General features: G+C 74.6%; 10 protein-coding genes and 1 tRNA gene. 2 read left to right on the forward strand and 9 right to left on the reverse strand.

Features of this window, described 5'->3' with window-relative positions; translation table 11 throughout:
• Positions 1–236 precede the first annotated feature (236 nt).
• From ABZ951_RS09760 to ABZ951_RS09775, 4 genes are read right to left on the reverse strand one after another with little or no spacing between them, the layout of a single operon-like run.
• Complete coding sequence (locus tag ABZ951_RS09760; RefSeq protein ID WP_344092074.1) at positions 237–2,507, reverse strand: extracellular solute-binding protein; 2,271 nt, start codon at positions 2,505–2,507, stop codon at positions 237–239.
• Complete coding sequence (locus ABZ951_RS09765; protein WP_344092072.1) at positions 2,504–4,021, reverse strand: vWA domain-containing protein; 1,518 nt, start codon at positions 4,019–4,021, stop codon at positions 2,504–2,506. The genes ABZ951_RS09760 and ABZ951_RS09765 overlap by 4 nt, the downstream gene beginning before the upstream one ends.
• A 13-nt stretch (positions 4,022–4,034) precedes the next feature.
• Positions 4,035–6,314, reverse strand: coding sequence for a tetratricopeptide repeat protein (locus ABZ951_RS09770; RefSeq protein WP_344092070.1), 2,280 nt, complete (start codon positions 6,312–6,314; stop codon positions 4,035–4,037).
• Positions 6,311–8,134 carry a serine protease gene (locus tag ABZ951_RS09775; RefSeq protein WP_344092067.1) on the reverse strand — a complete coding sequence of 608 codons (1,824 nt, stop codon included), beginning with the start codon at positions 8,132–8,134 and terminating at the stop codon, positions 6,311–6,313. The genes ABZ951_RS09770 and ABZ951_RS09775 overlap by 4 nt, the downstream gene beginning before the upstream one ends.
• Positions 8,135–8,563: 429 nt before the next feature.
• On the opposite strand from ABZ951_RS09775, the gene ABZ951_RS09780 reads away from it, so the two are divergent.
• Together ABZ951_RS09780 and ABZ951_RS09785 are read left to right on the forward strand one after the other, a co-directional pair.
• Positions 8,564–9,082, forward strand: a complete 519-nt coding sequence (locus ABZ951_RS09780; protein ID WP_344092065.1) for a hypothetical protein — start codon at positions 8,564–8,566, stop codon at positions 9,080–9,082.
• A gap of 545 nt (positions 9,083–9,627) precedes the next feature.
• Positions 9,628–10,353 (forward strand): class F sortase, encoded by a 726-nt coding sequence (locus ABZ951_RS09785; protein ID WP_344092063.1) that lies wholly within the window; start codon positions 9,628–9,630, stop codon positions 10,351–10,353.
• Between the two features lie 553 nt (positions 10,354–10,906).
• Here ABZ951_RS09785 and recQ read toward each other — a convergent pair.
• The 5 genes from recQ to ABZ951_RS09810 form a co-directional block, all read right to left on the reverse strand.
• The gene (gene recQ / locus ABZ951_RS09790; protein WP_344092060.1) at positions 10,907–12,784 is read right to left on the reverse strand and encodes a DNA helicase RecQ; all 1,878 of its coding nucleotides are present in this window, start codon (positions 12,782–12,784) and stop codon (positions 10,907–10,909) included.
• 147 nt (positions 12,785–12,931) lie between these two features.
• Positions 12,932–15,013, reverse strand: coding sequence for a restriction endonuclease (locus tag ABZ951_RS09795; protein ID WP_344092056.1), 2,082 nt, complete (start codon positions 15,011–15,013; stop codon positions 12,932–12,934).
• Positions 15,014–15,315: 302 nt separating this feature from the next.
• Positions 15,316–16,122: a hypothetical protein gene (locus tag ABZ951_RS09800; protein ID WP_344092054.1), complete on the reverse strand. Its 807-nt coding sequence runs from the start codon at positions 16,120–16,122 to the stop codon at positions 15,316–15,318.
• A gap of 173 nt (positions 16,123–16,295) precedes the next feature.
• A tRNA-Arg gene (locus tag ABZ951_RS09805) sits at positions 16,296–16,368 on the reverse strand.
• Between the two features lie 39 nt (positions 16,369–16,407).
• Complete coding sequence (locus tag ABZ951_RS09810) at positions 16,408–16,758, reverse strand: hypothetical protein (RefSeq protein ID WP_344092052.1); 351 nt, start codon at positions 16,756–16,758, stop codon at positions 16,408–16,410.
• Position 16,759: the final 1 nt, after the last annotated feature.

A 16,759-nucleotide genomic window follows, 5' to 3' on the forward strand; every position in this document is an offset into this window, starting at 1 on the left:
CGAACTCGACCTGGGCCAGGCCCAGGCCCGTCAGCCGTTCCCGGTAGAAGGCGGGTGTGGCCAGGGCCGAGCTCAGCCACTACCAGCCCGTCCGGGGGCACCTCCCAGCGGTAGCTGGGGGAGTTTGAGGACGCGCCCGTAGGGCGCCCGCCGCCGCAGGCGGCAACGACGGACGCGCCGCAGGCGGCAACGCGGCAACGACAAGCCCGCAGCCGAAGACCCGCCGGGCCACCGCCTCACCCGCAGATGCGGTCCGGGCGGGGGGTCTGGTCCTTGATCTTCTCCTGTACCTGGTCGAGGCCCTTGAGCGTCTCGCCGGGGCTCCTGCCGGGGTCGCTGAGGAAGTCCAGGACCGCGTGCTGGAAGGCGAAGCGCATCCGCGGTGGCATGGCGTCGGAGGCGTCCAGGCACAGGGTCCGCCGGCGCAGCTCCTTGTCGATCCGGTCGTTCAGGGGCTCCTTGTCCGGGTCGAGCCGGGGCGCCTCGGTACCGGTGACGAAGGGGAAGAAGGGGCGGAAGGGGTTTCCGCTCCTCCGGTCCGGCTCGGCCCACACCTCCTGCGCCTCCCGCGTGGTGAGGAACCGCATCAGCTCCTTCGCCTCCGGGCTCGTCCCGAACAGCGCCGCGTAGTCGGCGGACACCTCACGGGCGGTGGAGCCCCGGTCGACCCCGGGGAGCACCTCGGGGGTGAAGACGAAGTCGGCGCGCGCGTGCTCCGGATAGTTGCTGCGGATGAAGGCGCCCTGGTGCTCCAGCGTGCAGGGCCGCTTGAACATGCCCTGCGTGTAGTCCTCGGTGAGCGCGGAGCGCGCCGGGCCGGGGCCGAAGAGGGCGCGGAAGCTCTGCCACGCCCGGGCGACCTCGGGCGAGTCCCACTTCAGCTCGCCCCGGGCCCACCGCTCGTAGACGTCCCGGCCGCTGCCCTGGAGCAGGAAGTCCTCGATCCAGTCGGTGCCCGGCCAGCCGGAGGTGTCGTCGCCGCCCATGCCCGCGCACCACCGCCCGCCGTCGCCCGCCAGGGTGGCCAGCTGCTCCCGGGAGCGGGGGCGGGTGGCGTCGTACCAGACGAGGCTCTTCAGGCCCGCCTTGACGGGGACGGCGTAGACCTTGCCGTGCGCCCGCGGGGTCCACAGCGGCCCGTACGCCTTGAGGACGGCCGGGCCCAGCACGTCGTCGAGAGGTTTGAGGGCCTTGCGGGCGTCGTAGTCGACGGCCTCGCCGAGGCTGGGCAGGATCGCGACCTCGGGCGCGGCGCCCGCGTTCACCCGGGAGAGCAGCACCTCGCGCAGGGCGGTGGTGCCCTGGTAGGAGACCGCGATGTGGTGCTTCTCGGTGAACCGCCGGAGGACCTTGCGGAACCGCTCGCCCTCCTCGCCGGTCCAGGCGGCCAGGACGGTGACCTTCCCCAGCCGCTCGTCCCGCCGGTCGCCGAAGCCGACGGCGCAGATCATCACCAGCCACAGGGCGAGCAGCACGGCGGTGACCTGATGGGTGCGCGCCCCCGCGCCCAGCAGGACGCTCACCGGGCTCTGCGCGCCCTTGCCCGGCCCGTCGTGGCGGAACCGGTACTCGTCGATCCGCGGCTGGAGGCCGATGAGGATCAGGGCGACGACCACCAGGCCGGCCAGCGGGATCCAGCTGGTGGCCCCGGCCCTCCAGTGCGTGCCGGCCAGGACGCCGTCCACTTCCTCCAGGGCGTCGGTGCGGCCCCGGGCCAGAATCGCCCGGGCCGAGCCCAGCCGGCTCTGGATCTGTGCGGCGAACACGGCCAGCGGCAGGGCCGCGGCCGGCAGCAGGGTGGCCACGGCCAGCCAGGGGCTCACCAGGCGCCGGAAGTGCCTGCGCAGCCGCCGCTGGGTGTCGACGAGCAGCCAGGCCAGCACGGCCAGCAGCGTGAAGGCCACCGCCCAGACGAGCCGCAGCAGCCAGCCGAACGACGTCTGCCCCCGCAGGACGCCGAACTGGTTGCTCTGGACCTTCTCCAGGCGGGTCACGACGCCACTGCCCGGCCGGTGCAGCGTCCGGTCGGCGTAGCCGAGGTAGGCGTCGCGCAGCGCGTGGTTGCCGGAACTGCGGGCGGCCTGCTGGACGAGGAAGTCGTAGGACGAGACCAGGCCCGTCGCGGTGCGCAGCGTCTGCCGCCCGCTGTCGTCCGCGACGGTGCTCATGGCGGCCTTGGCGAGGCTCTGCGTGGCGGCGTTGAGCTCGACGCGGTACTCCTCGCCGGGCCCCTCCACGCGGGACGCCTTCCCGGTGAGGCTGTCCCGGGCCGCCGCGTAGGACGCCTCCAGGGCGCGCTGTGCCGCCGCCACCTGGACTATGGCGGGCCCGGTGCGGTCGTCGACCGCACCGGCGTTGCGGCTCACCCCGTAGTACGCGGCCAGCAGCGCCGCGCAGGCCAGGCCCGTCGCCGCGAGGAGGGCGGCCAGCCGGTGCAGCAGGAAGTGACGGGTGCCGGCCGGCCCGGGGAGGCCGGATATCCCCGGGCGGCCGGACACAGGGGTCATGCCGGGGGCCCGGGCGGTGCGGCGGGCGCGGTCGCGAAGCGGTGCCCGCACTGGGTGCAGACGCTGTCGCCGGCGGCCGAGACGCGCCGGCACCGCGGGCACGCCCGGTCCGGGGCCTCGCGCTGCTCCGGTAACGGCCGCTCGGTGGGCTGTGCGCGTTCCGACGGCGCCGTCCACCGGGTGCTGTGGTCGGCCGTGACCCACACCGCGTTGAGGTCGCCGTGCGAGAGGTCGGAGCGGATGCGGACCTCCCCCGGCGGCAGGTCGGTGACGGTCACCAGCCGGCCCAGGCGCCGCAGCATCTTCTCGTCGCGCAGCTCGCCGGCCAGGCGCACCGCCCGCCCCCACTCGGCCTCGGCGGTCGCCCGCTCCCCGCGCTCGTACGCCTCGCACCCGGCGACGACGGCCCGGCCGAGGTCCGCGTGGCCGCCGTAGTGGGCGACGCGTGGGTGGACCCGGGTGGACAGGACGGGGTCGTCCGTCCAGTGGACGAGCAGCGGGCTGGGGCGCGGCAGGGCGATCCGCGGCGTAGCGGTGCCCGGCTGCTGGTCCCCGGCGACCAGCGTCACGGACGCCAGCTGGAGGTCCTCGCCGCGGGGGTCGCCCGCGGGGTCGGCGGTGACGCACAGGTGGAAGTCACGGGCCTCGTCGCCCCACGCGCCGGTGGGGAACTCCCAGACGCTCTCCTCGGCCCGCACGCCCTCGGCCGTGAGGTCCAGCTCGGTGGGGAAGACCTGCTTGAGGAAGCGCAGCTCGCTGCCCTCGCGCAGCCGGACGCGGATGCGTATGTCCGGCAGCGCCTTGCCCATGGCGGAGGTCATCATCGTGCGGAACTCCGCCTCCAGGTCGGAGTGGTCCTCGACAGCGTCGGCCACGCCGTGCAGCCGGGTGGCGATCTCCCGCAGTTCGGTGGCGGCCCACTGGTCGCCGATGCCCCGGGCGTCACAGGTGAAGCGGCCCGCGCAGGCGGTCAGCGCGTCCTCCAGCTCACCGGGCCGGTCGTGTTCGTTGCGCCCGTCGGTGAGCAGCACCGTGTGCCGGATGGGGGCGCTCTGCGCGGCGAGGAGGTCGAGGGCGCAGGTGAGCCACGCGGCCATGGCGGTGCCCCCGGCGGCGACGAGACGGGCGGCGACGTGCGCGGCGTCGGCCCGGGAGTCCGGCCCGGCCAGGGCCATGCCCCCGCCCGGCGGGTAGACCACGCGGGCCCGGTCGGTGCCCTCGACGAGCGCGAAGCGGGTGCCGTCGCGCAGCGCCTCGACCGCCGCCGCGGCCGCCCGCCGGGCCGCCGCGATCTTGGTGCTGGGCCAGCTCATCGAGCCGGAGCAGTCGATGACGACGACCTCGGCGGATTCGGCGCGCGCGGTGAGGCCGCCCAGGCCCTCGGCCTCGACGGTGAGGACGGCGTGCGCCGGCAGGGTGCCGGAGCCGGCCGCCAGGTACTTGTTCTGGCCCAGCTGGGCCGTCAGGGCGGGCCCGCGCGTGCGGCCGGCGTGGGCTCCGTTGGCTCGGTCCATCAGGTCCCCCTGGTCAGAAACGGGTCTTGGGCCGGACGCGGTTGGCCAGGTCGACCAGGGTGCCGAGGCCGGCCGGGGTGCGGGCCTGCCGGGCGAGGCCGCGGAGCTTGTGCTCCAGTCTGCTGCGGATGGTGAACTCCTCGTCGTCCGTGCCGAAGAGCCCGTCGTTCCGCTCCGCCGCGGGGGTCGTCACCGCCCGTATCCAGTCCAGGGCGACGTCGAGCAGCTCGGCCTCCAGCCGGTCGCGGGCCGGCCCGGTGCGGTGGCCCTCGTCCAGGTAGAGCCGGGGGAGCCGGGTGAGGGCCTCGGTGAGGTGGCTGAGGTCCGGCAGCGCCCCGGCGTCGCCGCCGGGCAGCCGCCCGGCGAGGATGCGCACGCACGCCGTCCGGGCGGCGTCGTAGTGCCGGGAGACCTCGGGGACGCCGCTGAGCAGGTCGACGGCGCCCGTGCGGTCCCCGGCGGCCAGCCGCAGCCGGGCGAGGCCGAAGGCGGCGCTGCCCTGGGAGCGGTTGCGCTGCCACACGGCCTGGTAGTAGCGCTCCGCGGCGGCGGTGTCGCCGCGGTGCTCGGCGCAGTAGCCGAGGGCCAGCTTCGGCGCGTACTCCCCGGGCAGGCTGCCGTAGACGCGGTCGAAGTCGCCCTCGGCGGCGGTGGTGTCGCGGTGGGCGAGGTGCAGCAGCCCTTCGTGCCAGGGGACGCGCCAGTCGTACGCGGCGGCTGTGCCCAGTGCGGCCTGAGCGGCCGTCAAACGTTCGCGCGCGGACTGGAGTTCACCCAGCTCTATGTGGGCCCGGCACTGCCTCAGGGGGATCTCCACGGACTCCCGTCCGGACGCGTACAACTGCTGGATGAGGCGCCGGGGGCCGCTCGTGGTGGGCTGGGCGAGGAGGGCCGCGCCGGGGTCCTCCGGGTCGGGGTGGGGCACCGGAAGGTCGTGCGGCACCCGCTCCGGGGCGGGCAGCCCCACGTCGAGGACCGGCCGCCGCTCCCCGGACAGCCAGCGCTCCAGGGGCGGTACGCGCCCCAGCGAGGCGTCCAGGAGGGCGGCGGTCGGGGCGAACAGGGTGGAGGGCTCGGGGTGTTCGCGCTCGGTGCGCAGCGCCCGGACCTCCCGCAGGACGCCGCGCAGCTGCTCGGCCATGTCGCGGGCCGAGGCGAAGCGGGAGCGGGGGTCCTCGGCGGTGGCGCGGGCGACGGCCCGCTCGTAGGACTCGCTGCCCAGCCCGGGCACCCGCGGTCCCGCCTCGTCGGACAGTGCCCGCAGCGTCATTCCGACGCTGAAGAGGTCCGAGCGCACGGAGAGGCCGCCGGCGCCGTGGTCGACGACCTCGGGGGCCATGAACCCCCGCGCGCCCAGGACCGTCCCGCCGGGCTCGCCCAGCCGGCGGACGGCCCCCAGGTCGATGAGCTTGACCCGGCCGGCGTGGTGCATGACGTTGTTGGGCTTGAGGTCGCAATAGACGAGGCTCTCGCGGTGCAGGTAGTCGAGGGCGTCGAGGATGCGGCAGCCGTAGGCGAGCACGTACTCCAGGACGCGCGGCTCGCCGAACGGGCCCTCGCGGCGCGCGATCCGGTCGCGGACCTGGGAGAGCGACATGCCGTCGACGAACTCCATGACGATGTAGCCCGTGCGGCCGTCCTCCTCCCCGGCGCCCCGGGACGGGTGGGTCACGTAGTTGATGATGCGGACGATGCCCGGGTGGTCGAGGAGGGTGAGGTAGCGCCGCTCCTCGCCCGCGAGGTGCAGGGCGACGCGGTCCCCGGTGTGGATCAGCCCTTTCAGGGCCACCAGGTGGTCCTCCAGCTGGGTGTCCTGGGCGAGGTAGACCCAGCCCAGGCCGCCGTTGGCCAGGCAGCCCACCACCCGGTACTGCTCGCCCACCACGTCGCCGGGGGCGAGCTGCGGGGTGAAGTCGAAGGGGTGCGCGCACCGGGAGCAGTAGCCGGTGATGAGCGCCGGCTGGCCGGCGTACGAGCGGCCGACGACCTGGGTGCACCCCTGCCAGCCGCAGACGCGGCCGCCGGGCGCGGCCTGCCAGTCCTCGACGACGAGGTCCTCCGGGGAGGGGGTCTCGACGAACGGCAGGTCGAGCAGGCCGTCACCGGCCGGCCTGGCGGTGAAGAGCCGGTCGGCCGCGATCCGCCGCTTGGTGCCGGCCGTGGGCGGGCTTTCGGTGAGGCCGCCGGGCCCGTCGCGGCCCGCCAGCGGCCGGCCGGTGACATGGCAGAAGCCGGTGCCGTCGGCGGCGCAGCCCCGGCAGTCGCGGCGGTCGCAGTCGGCGGTGCGGGTCATGGCAGATCGCCCCTTCTCGGACGGTGCGTGTGCCGCCGGACGGCCTCGGCGAACCGCTCCACGGCTCCCTCGGCCTCGGCCAGCTCGCAGGGCGCCCGGTAGAGGAGGTTGTGCGCGGCGCGGTAGAGCGGCGCGGCGGCCTGCTCCTCCTCCAGACTGCGGGACGCGAGCAGTGCGAAGAAAGCTTCCAGCCGGCCGCGCAGTTCGTCCCGGCGGGCGATGCCCGCCTCGGCCACGCCGATCGCCTCCTCGACCCTCAGCAGCCCCGACTCCACGGCGCTCTCGAAGGCGGCGAGCCGGGGCGGGAACCGGCGGCCGGCCGGGTCCGGGTCGGCGCGCAGCCGGGTGAGGTCCAGCCGCAGCCCGGCGGCCTCCTGCGGCACGGGCCGCACCGGCGCGATCAGGGCCGCCCGGTCGTAGGCGGTGCGCTCGCGGCGGGCGATGTGCTCGATGCGGTCGCGGACCCGGTCGAGCCGGGCGGTGATCTCGTCCTTGCTCGGGTCGGCCATGCTCAGCGCCAGCTCCAGGCTCTGCGAGTCGGGGTTTCGGAAGACGAGGAGCAACCGGGCGCCCCGGGCGGCGAGCAGATCGGTGAACTCGACGAGCGCGACGGGGTCCTCGGCGTAGTCGACGCCCTCGGCGACGACGGTGAGCGGCACCGACCGGATGCCGCCGAAGCGGCCGACGGTGCGGCCGTCGCCGGACCGCAGCCCCAGCCGGTCGGCGACCCGGTCGGCGACCTGCGCGACGGTCGCGCCGGAGACGTCCAGGGCGAGGTCCACGCTGCCGACCGGGGGCACGGTGCTGTCGGTGTCGTGCGGGGGGCCGGGGGCGCAGGGATGGGGCGTGCCGTTGTGGGCGGGGGTGCGGCGGGGGTTGTCGGGCGCCGGGGCGAGGTGCGGGGCGGGGTGCGGGGCCGGGGGTGGCGCCGGGTTCTCCGGGCCTTCCGGGGTGAGCTCCCGGTCGGCGAAGGCGACGGCGCGGCTGAGGGTCGCCGAACGGGCCGCCTCGCCCTTCTTGATGACGATCGCCTCGACCCGGCGGGTGCCCTCGACCGCCCGGAACCAGCGGGCCAGCCAGCGGGCGAACTCCCGGTCCAGGGGTGCGTCGCGGGGCACCGAGGGCAGTTCGTTGCCGGGCCGGCCGCCGACGTGGCCCTCGATCTGCGGCAGGTGCCGGACGATCGTCTCGATCGGGATCATGTAGGAGAGGTGCAGGCGCTCGCCGGCGGGCGCGTCCGCGGTCCGGTCGTCGTAGCGGCTGACGACCATCCCCAGCACCCGGTGGGTCTCCGCGTCGGTGACGGCCGCCCCGCTGAAACCGGGCCGCACCGTCTCCGCGGGGCTGCGGGGGGAGAGCTGCACCCACTCGCCGCGCGGCCCGCAGGGCCCGTCGATGGTGGCCCAGAAGTACACGCCGTCCCGGAGGCCGGGGGTGTCCGGGTGGCCGAACATCCGCACCGTCCGCCCCGGCGACGGCGCCATCCGGTGCAGCGGTGCCACGTGCCGGGCGTGCTGCGGCTCGGCCAGCTTCAGCAGGGCCACGTCCCCTCGCGAATCCGCCAGCTCCGGCACCCAGCACCCCGCGGCGACCCGCGCCCGCACGGGCTCCGCGCCGGCCACCCCGACCAGCTCCGCCAGCACCTCGACGTCCGGCTCCGGACCGCCGTCCCAGGGGATGACATGGGCGCACGTCAGCACCGTGTCGACGCCCAGCAGAATGCCGGCGCCCAGCATGCCCCCGTCGGACAGCGAGATGCGAACCCGCCAAGTCTCCTCGAACGCCTGTCCGTTGACGGGGACTTCGCTTTCCTCCCCCATGGGCGCAGAGCATACGCGCGCCCTCGCCGTAAGTGACCCCTCCCGACTCAGGGGTCACCGTTCTGTGTGATTCGTCCCGAGCTGTGCCCCTGGTGCGGTAAAGGCGCCGAACGGGTGAGGGCTCGGCAGGGAGGCGGGGTCGGGGCTTCCGCGCCGCGGGGCCGGGGCTCCTGCGCCGCGGGGCCGGGCAGGATCACCCGTTCGCCGTGCGGGCTGCACTTCCGTGCCGACGGCCGGGTATTTGCCCTGTGACCTGGTCTTATGCCGGTCGGGGGCGCCGTGGCGCGCGGGTCGCGACCGCTCACCTGATGCAGCGTCAGGGTGCAGGTCCACTCGAACGCCGCTTCGCTCTGCTCTGAGGGGCGCGGAACCCCCCACTCCTTCGATGGCACATCGGTGTGCCGCGTCCGCGCTCACGGAGGAACAAGCATGCGTACTGCACGAGTGCTCACCGGGACCGCCCTGACCATAGCGGCCCTGGGGCTCGCGAGCGCCCCCGCGTTCGCCGGTGACTTCGGCACCCTGGAGGTCAGCCCCAACCCCGCCCAGCCCGGCACGCAGGTCACGGTGAACACCAAGGCGTGCGGCCCGGGCGGCTCGGGCACGGGCGACGCCAGCGCCGTGGGCGGCCCGGCTTCGTTCCCGCTCAAGCCCGGCACGCACAAGGAAGTCGTCGTCGGCCAGTTCACGGTCCCGGAGAAGGCCAAGGCGGGCACCTACGGCATCGGCGTCAAGTGCAAGAACGGCAAGGAAGCCACGGGCGACCTGGTCGTCACCTCGCGCGGCGGCCCCACGGTGCACCCCTCGGGCGGTATGAAGACCGGCGTGGGCTCCACCAGTGACAACTCCGGCATGGTCGAGATCGTGGCCGGAGCGGCCGTCCTGGCGACCGCGGCGGTCGGCGGCACCTGGTTCCTCCGTCGGCGCGGCGGCGGCGACCGGGTCTGACGTCCGGCACCGCGGGCTCCGCACCCCTGGCCCCCGGACGCCCACGCGTCCGGGGGCCGGGGGCGCGGTGGAGGAACGTGATGTCCCAGAGATCTCAGCGATCCCAGAGACAGGGCGGACAGGCCGGCCGGCCGCCCCGGAAGCGCGGCACCCCCCACTCCCGTGCCCGCCGCGCGGCCCGCCTGAGGGAGACCCACCGCTCCCGGTCGGAGGAACTACGCCGGGCCCGGGCCCGGGACGGCGGCGAGGGCGCGGGTGAGGCGGCGGGGGGTGAGGAGCGGCCCGGTGAGGCGGATGCGCGGGTCTCCCGGTTGGGCGGCGGCCGTGGGCCCGGGGAGTTGGCCGAGGGCCGGGCGATGTTGGTGGTGCCGGGTGTGCCTGGGGAGGCGGATGCGCGGGTCTCCCGGCGGAGTGGCGGCCGTCGGCCCGGGGACTCGGCCAGGGGCCGATCGGCGTCCGGGGTCCCCGGTGGGCCACGGGAGGCGGCCGCGTGCCGGTCCCGCACGAAAGGCGGCGGCTCGCTCTCCGCACGGCTCGGCGCCCGGTTGCCCGGGACGCCGGACGCCCGCAAGACGCTGCTCGCCGTCGTCCTCGCCCTCGCCCTGTGCGGCGGGAGCTGGCTCATCCAGCACGGTGCCGGGACCCAAGGGCCGCCCCCGCAGCCCACGGCGGCCGAGGCGTTCCCGGCGGGCGGATCCGGCGGACTGCTGCCCGCCGAGGGCCCGGCGGCCCCACCCCTGCCCCCGGCCGCGCCGACCCGGTTCCGGGCCCCGGCCATCAGGGTCGACGCCCCGGTGCAGCCCCTGTCGCTGGCGGCGGACGGCACGCTCGCCAGCCCGCCGGAGGACGACCGCAACCTCGCCGGCTGGTACGCGGACGGCACCGCGCCCGGCGCGGCCGGGACCGCGATCGTCGCCGGGCACGTCGACACCGCCGTCGGCCCCGCCGTCTTCTACAACCTCGGTGCCCTGAAGAAGGGCCACACCCTCGAAGTGGCCCGCGCCGACGGCCGCACCGCCGTCTTCACGGTCGACGCGATCGAGGTGTACAGCCGGACGGACTTCCCGTCGCAGAAGGTCTACGGGCCTGCGAAGCGGGCCGAGTTGAGGGTCATCACCTGCGGCGGCGGCTTCGACACGGAGACGCAGACTTACCTGGGCAACGTGGTGGTCTACGCCCACCTCACGGAGGTACGGCAACTCCCTCGCCCACAGGTGGCGACTCCGCCGTCGGGGACGGGGGCAGGGGCGGGGTTGCGCGGCGGTAAGTGACGGCTGGGCGGGGGACGACCCGCGGGAGACGGCTTGGCCGGACGCGAGCCGCCCTCGGACGCGCCTGGGCGGGCGTGGCGGCAGCCCCCTTCACGGGCAGGTGCCCTTGTCGCTCGGGGCCGCCGGGCCGATGCTCCGGTTGTGGCCCGGCGTCCTGGCCGTAGCCCGGACCGGCGTCCTGGTCATAACCCGGCGTTCCGGCCGCAGCCCGGCCCGGTCTCCCGGTCGCGGGCCGGCGTCCCGGCCGTGGCCCGGCGTCCCGGTTGCAGCCCGGCCGGCTATCCGGACGGAGCCCGGCGTTCTGGCCGATTCGCTGGCAGGTGCCCCCGTCGCTCGGGGCCGCCCGGCTGATGGTCCGGCTGCGGCCCGGCGTACCGGCCGCAGCCCGGCCAGGCGTCCCGGCCGCAGTCCAGTCCGGCGTCCCGGGCGCAGCCCGGCCAGGCGTCCTGGCCGCAGCCCCACCCGGCTCCCCGGTCACGGCCCGGCGTCCCCGGTCGGAGCCCGCCTCCCCCGGGGGAGGGAGGGCACAGCCCACCCCCGCAGAGGCCCGGCGTCAGGCCGAAGCCATCCGCAACCCCGTCAGCAGGTCCAGAATCGGCTGCCCGTGCTTCGCCAGCTTGTTCTCGCCGACGCCGCTGATGCCGCCCAGCTCCTCCAGTGACGTGGGCGACGCCGTCGCGATCTCCCGCAGCGTCGCGTCGTGGAAGATCACGTACGCGGGGACGCCCTGCTCCTTCGCGGTGGCCGCACGCCAGGCGCGCAGCTCCTCGAAGACCGGCACGGCCTCCTCCGGCAGGTCGACGGGGACGGACCGCTTGCCGGAGCCGGACTTCGACGAGCTCTTCGCCGCCCGGGCCGGCTTCTCCGGCTCGCGCCGCAGCCGCACCTCACGCTGCCTGCCCAGCACCTCACTGCTGGCGTCGGTGAGCACCAGCGTGCCGTAGTCGCCCTCGACGGCGAGCAGGCCCTGCGCCAGGAGCTGCCGCACCACGCCCCGCCATTCGGCGACGCTCAGCTCGGTGCCGATGCCGAAGACCGACAGGCCGTCGTGGTCGTGCTGGATGACCTTGGCGGTCTTCTTGCCGAGCAGGATGTCGATGATCTGCCCCGCGCCGAACTTCTGCCGCCGCTCGCGGGCCAGCCGCAGCACCGCCGAGAGGAACTTCTGGGCGGCGATCGTGCCGTCCCACGTCTCGGCGGGCGTCAGACACGTGTCGCAGTTGCCGCAGGCCGTGCTCGCCTGCCCGAAGTAGGCGAGCAGCCCGACCCGGCGGCACTCGACCGTCTCGCACAGGGCCAGCATCGCGTCGAGGTGCGTGCCGAGCTTGCGCCGGTGGGCGTCGTCGCCCTCGGAGCCGTCGATCATCTTCCGCTGCTGGACGACGTCCTGGAGCCCGTAGGCCAGCCAGGCCGTGGACGGCAGGCCGTCGCGCCCGGCGCGGCCGGTCTCCTGGTAGTAGCCCTCGACGGACTTCGGCAGGTCGAGGTGGGCGACGAACCGCACGTCCGGCTTGTCGATGCCCATGCCGAACGCGATGGTGGCCACCACGACCACGCCGTCCTCGCGCAGGAAGCGCGCCTGGTTCGCGGCGCGGGTCCGCGCGTCCAGCCCCGCGTGGTACGGCACGGCGTCGACGCCGTTGGACACCAGGAAGGCCGCCGTGTCCTCGACGCCGCGGCGCGACAGGCAGTACACGACACCCGCGTCACCGTCGTGCTCGGTGCGCAGCAGCTCCAGGAGCTGGCGCTTGGGGTCGTTCTTCGGGGCGATGCGGTACTGGATGTTCGGCCGGTCGAAGCTGGCGACGAAGTGCCGGGCGTTCTGGAGGGTGAGCCGCGCCGCGATCTCGCCGTGGGTGGCCTCCGTGGCCGTCGCGGTCAGCGCGATGCGCGGCACGTCCGGCCAGCGCTCGTGCAGCTGGGACAGGGCCAGGTAGTCGGGCCGGAAGTCGTGGCCCCACTGGGCGACGCAGTGCGCCTCGTCGATGGCGAACAGCGAGATCTTCCCGCGGTCGAGCAGCCGCAGCGTGGCATCGACCCGCAGCCGCTCCGGGGCCAGGTAGAGCAGGTCGAGCTCGCCCGAGAGGAACTCCGCCTCGACCATCCGCCGCTCGTCCATGTCCTGCGTGGAGTTCAGGAAGCCGGCGCGGACGCCGAGCGCCCGCAGGGCGTCGACCTGGTCCTGCATGAGGGCGATCAGCGGCGAGACGACGACTCCGACGCCCGGCCGGACGAGGGCGGGAATCTGGTAGCAGAGCGACTTGCCGCCACCGGTGGGCATCAGGACGAGCGCGTCCCCACCCGCGCAGACGTGCTCGATGATCGCTTCCTGATCGCCCCGGAACGCGTCGTATCCGAAGACGCGCTGCAGGCAGCGCAGGGCCTCGCTGGTGTCAGGGGGACAGGCGGTCTCTGTGGGGTGGTCGGCCATGCGGGAAGTCTACGAGGATCGGCTGACACGAACGGGTGATGTGGATAAGTCCCGCTGTGTACACGTCACCCGCGTCGCCCCTGCCCTCCCTGCCGGCCCCCCCGGAACGCCCTCGCCGCCCCGCCCTCCCCGGGGCCCGCCCCCGCCTCACGCGACCTCGATGCCGTACTCCTGGACCAGGGCCTCCAGCCCGCCCCGGTACCCCTTGCCGCCCAGGACGAAGTCCCAGTCGCCGTTCGCGCGCCGCCGGAAGGACCCGAGGACGAGCGCGGTCTCCCCGGGCCGCCCGTCGGAGACCTCCAGCCGCCCCAGATCGGCCCCCGAGGCGTCCGCCAGGCTGATCCGGGCGTCAGTGAACCCGGAGAGATCGGCGTCCGGATCCACGGCCGGGTCCACCGCCGCGACCAGCACCAGCCGGTCCGACTCCGCCGGCAGCGCCTCGAAGGCGACCCGCAGGGCGGCCTTGTCCGCGGCGGACGGGGCGACGGCGCGCACGGACCCGTCGGGGGTGCCGGGGTTGTTGTAGAAGACGAAGTGATCGTCGCTGAGCACCCGGTCGCCGCGGCAGACCAGGGCACAGATGTCGAGGGCGACGCTGCCGCCCCAGGACATGCCGAGCACATTGTGGTCACCGGCCGGCTCGGCCGGGGCGGCAGGCCCCACCGGGTCCGGCGCCGCCTGCGGGCGCCGATCGCGGTCCGGAGCCGCGCCCGGCTCGCCCAGCCGCCCCCGCAGCCCGTGCCGGCCCAGCAGCGCCACCAGTTCCTCCCCGGACACCAGGGTCAGGGGCTTGCCGTGGGCGAAGGTGTACGAGCCGGGGCCGAAACCGGACGTGGTCACCAGCACACCCTTGTTCGCACCGGCACCCTGCACCGTCCCGTACAGGTCGCGCACCGCGGTCGGCGGCACCGTCTTGCGGTACCGCTTCACCTGCACGATGATCCGGCCGCCGCTGATCGGGTCCGGGTCCAGGGCCTCCACGTCCACGCCGCCGTCGTTGGACCGCTGCGTCATCACGGCCCGCATCCCCCGCGCGCGGAAGAGCTGGGCGACGAGCCCCTCGAACTCGACCGGGTCCATCGCGAACAGGTCGGGGTCGTCCCCGCCCCCGTGCGAGACCACGCCCGTACCGTCCCGGCCGACCTCGTCGGGCATCCGCACCGGCCGCACGGCCGCCCGCTGGTCGGGACGGACCGCCAGCTGACCGCCCAGCCCCTCGGTGAGGCAGTCGACGGCTATGACCTGCTCCAGATGCAGCCCGGCGAACGCCGCCCGCGTCACCGTGGCCGCCGCCAGGACGATCTGCGCCCGCCGACCGGTCACCGGGTCGTGATCGTCGACGAAGCCGTTGACCGCGACCGACTCCAGGGCCCCGAACCCGTCCGCCGCGAAGAGATCGCGCAGCACCAGCAGCACGCACTGGGCGAGTACATCCCGGTACACCGCCCGGCGCTGTGCGACGGGCCGTGCCGTCTCCCGGTCCTGGTCCGCGGTCGGCATGTACCGCACGGACTTGGCCTCCGGCACGACGTCGTACCCCGGCAGCTCCCAGGTCAGCACCAACTGGCGGGCGGCCGGGTCGTAGGCGGCGGAGACCTGGTGGGGAAACTCCTCCGGCCAGGCGGCGGAGGCGTACAGGGCGGCGGAGAAGTACTCGACCACCGCGTCGGGATCGCGCTGCCGCAGCGCGTCGACCATCTCACCGATCCCGGCGTTGTACTGCCGGACCTCCGCCAGCTGCTGCGCGGCCCACAGGTCGTACTGCTGCCGGTACGCCGCCAGTTGCTGCCGGCGCTGCGCCTCCGCGGCCTGGGCGGTGTGCCAGTCGTGTTCGAACTGCTGCCGGGCGAAGCGGTACTGTCCCGGGTCCGGCATGGCGACCGGGTGGGCGAGGTGCCCCGGCTGGAACGGCTCGACGGTCTCCGACCGCCCCAGCGCCGCGGGCGTGAAGGCCGGCTCACGGCACCCGGCCACCAGAAGCCCCGTCAGCTCCGCGACGCGCGCCTCCAGTTCCTCCGTACGCCGCCGGGCCTCGGCCTCCCGCCGCTGCCGGTACGCCGCACGCTGCTCCCGGTCGAGCCGGGCGACCTCCCGGTCGTACGCCCGCTGCTGCCGCTCCTGCTCACGCTGGGCCTGCAACCGTTCCCGGTGCTCGGCTTCCCGCTGCCGCTGTTGCTGGCGCTGCGCTTCGGCCCAGATGCCTATCAGTCCGCTGGAGCGACGACTCATGCGGTGACATGTCCTCCCCCCGGGGACACCCGCGCCCCGGAAACCACGCACTGGCCCCGACCACCAGCGTCCACGAGTCGACTTTAGTCACATTGTCATGGTTATCGGACCCCATCAGGGCGCGGGGCGGAAATGTCGTGAAGAAGGGCGGGCCCGCGATTTCGGAGCCGGCGTCAGCCGTACGCCGCTGGCGCGGCGTTGAGACGTCCGGTGAGCTATTGGAGGGCCGCCAAGCGCAGCATGGCGACCGCAAAAAGGGGCCCGCGGGCGTGCGCTGTCAGGCCCATGAACTGCCGGACGAGTCAGGCGGAGACGCGATGGCCACCGTTGCTGAGAGGCGCGGTGGGGTGGTGCCCTCCGGGAGCCGACGCGGGAACGTCCGGCAGAGTCGCGTCGGTGAACTGAAGGATCAGCGCCGCCTGGAGCCTCGCCTTGAGGGCGGGATCGGCGACGTCCTCGACCAGACGGATGGCCTGACGTGTGCCCCGCTCGCTGCGCATGTCGTCCCGCAGGAGCTTCGTCTGCCCTTCCAGATGTTCGAGCGCCTGGCGGGCCTGACGGTGGAAGAGGATGCCGACGACCCCGGTGACCAGGCCGGTGACGTTCGTGACCATCGCGGCGTAGACGTCACCGCTGGTCTCGGACCGCCAGATCGCGAGCCCCACCCCGACGAACAGGATCAGACAGCCGATCGCCGAGAAGACCAGACTCATGACCGAGCTCCGCTGCGCCTGGGTGAGGCCGTGCGCGTAGTAGTCCGCGAGGAGCACGGAGAACGTCTGCTCCTCGCGCTCCGCCCGCCGCTCCTCGACCGAGCCCTGGTCGACCTGGATGTTGTAGACGGTGTTGTTGTGCGTCGTGCCGGAAGGCTCGGCGGTATCGCCCGCACGGTCCGGGCCCCCCTCGTCACCCGCCGGCTTCTCCGGGGGAAGCCGGATGTCGAGCTGCCCGTCGGAGGAGGAGATCCGCAGCTCCTGGTGGAGGCGCTCGCGATTCTCGGCGACGTCACGCTTGTAGGACCCCAGCAGGGCACGGGCGAAGGTGGCGGCCCCGGCCGCGGCGAAGACTCCGACGGCGGAGACCCAGGTCTCGATGGGAGGCGCGTTCACCCGGGCATGGTGGCACGCGCGGGCAGCCGGGGGAGTCGGGTTCCGGGCAACCGAAGAGGTGTAGCGTGCAGGCGGAAGTGCTGTGAGGCGGCGGCTACTTGGCCGCAGGCGCGGACGCCGCTCCGCACACAGAAAGCCCTCCCGCCTCATGGACGGAAGGGCTTCCGGCAAGGTGCCCCCGGGCAGATTCGAACTGCCGACACCCGCTTTAGGAGAGCGGTGCTCTATCCCCTGAGCTACGGAGGCGGGGCCGCCGTCAGTGTAGCGGGTGGTCGGGGGGCGTCGTCAGGCGCCGAGGCTCCACGAGATCGTGCCGTCCGCCGCGGCCAGCGACGCGAAGATGATGAGGTCCGCCGCGCCCAGGGTCAGGCCCAGGAGGGCGCGGCCCCGGCGGGCCGTGCCGTGTTTGAGGGCGAGGGCCGCCAGGGTCAGGGCGACGGGGCCCAGGACCACGTTGAAGATCAGGAGGCCCACGAGACCCATGACGAAGGACCAGACGGCCATGGCGTCCTGCTTCGGCATCCGGCGGCGCCGCTCGGGCCGCCGGGAGGGCTCCTGCGAGGGCCGCTGCGCCGGCTTCCGGTCGGGCTTCGGGGGCGCGGGGCGGTTCAGCGTCGTGGACGGTGTGGCGGGCATG

It is taken from the genome of Streptomyces sp. NPDC046215 (assembly GCF_040646215.1).
Classification (GTDB): domain Bacteria; phylum Actinomycetota; class Actinomycetes; order Streptomycetales; family Streptomycetaceae; genus Streptomyces; species Streptomyces stramineus.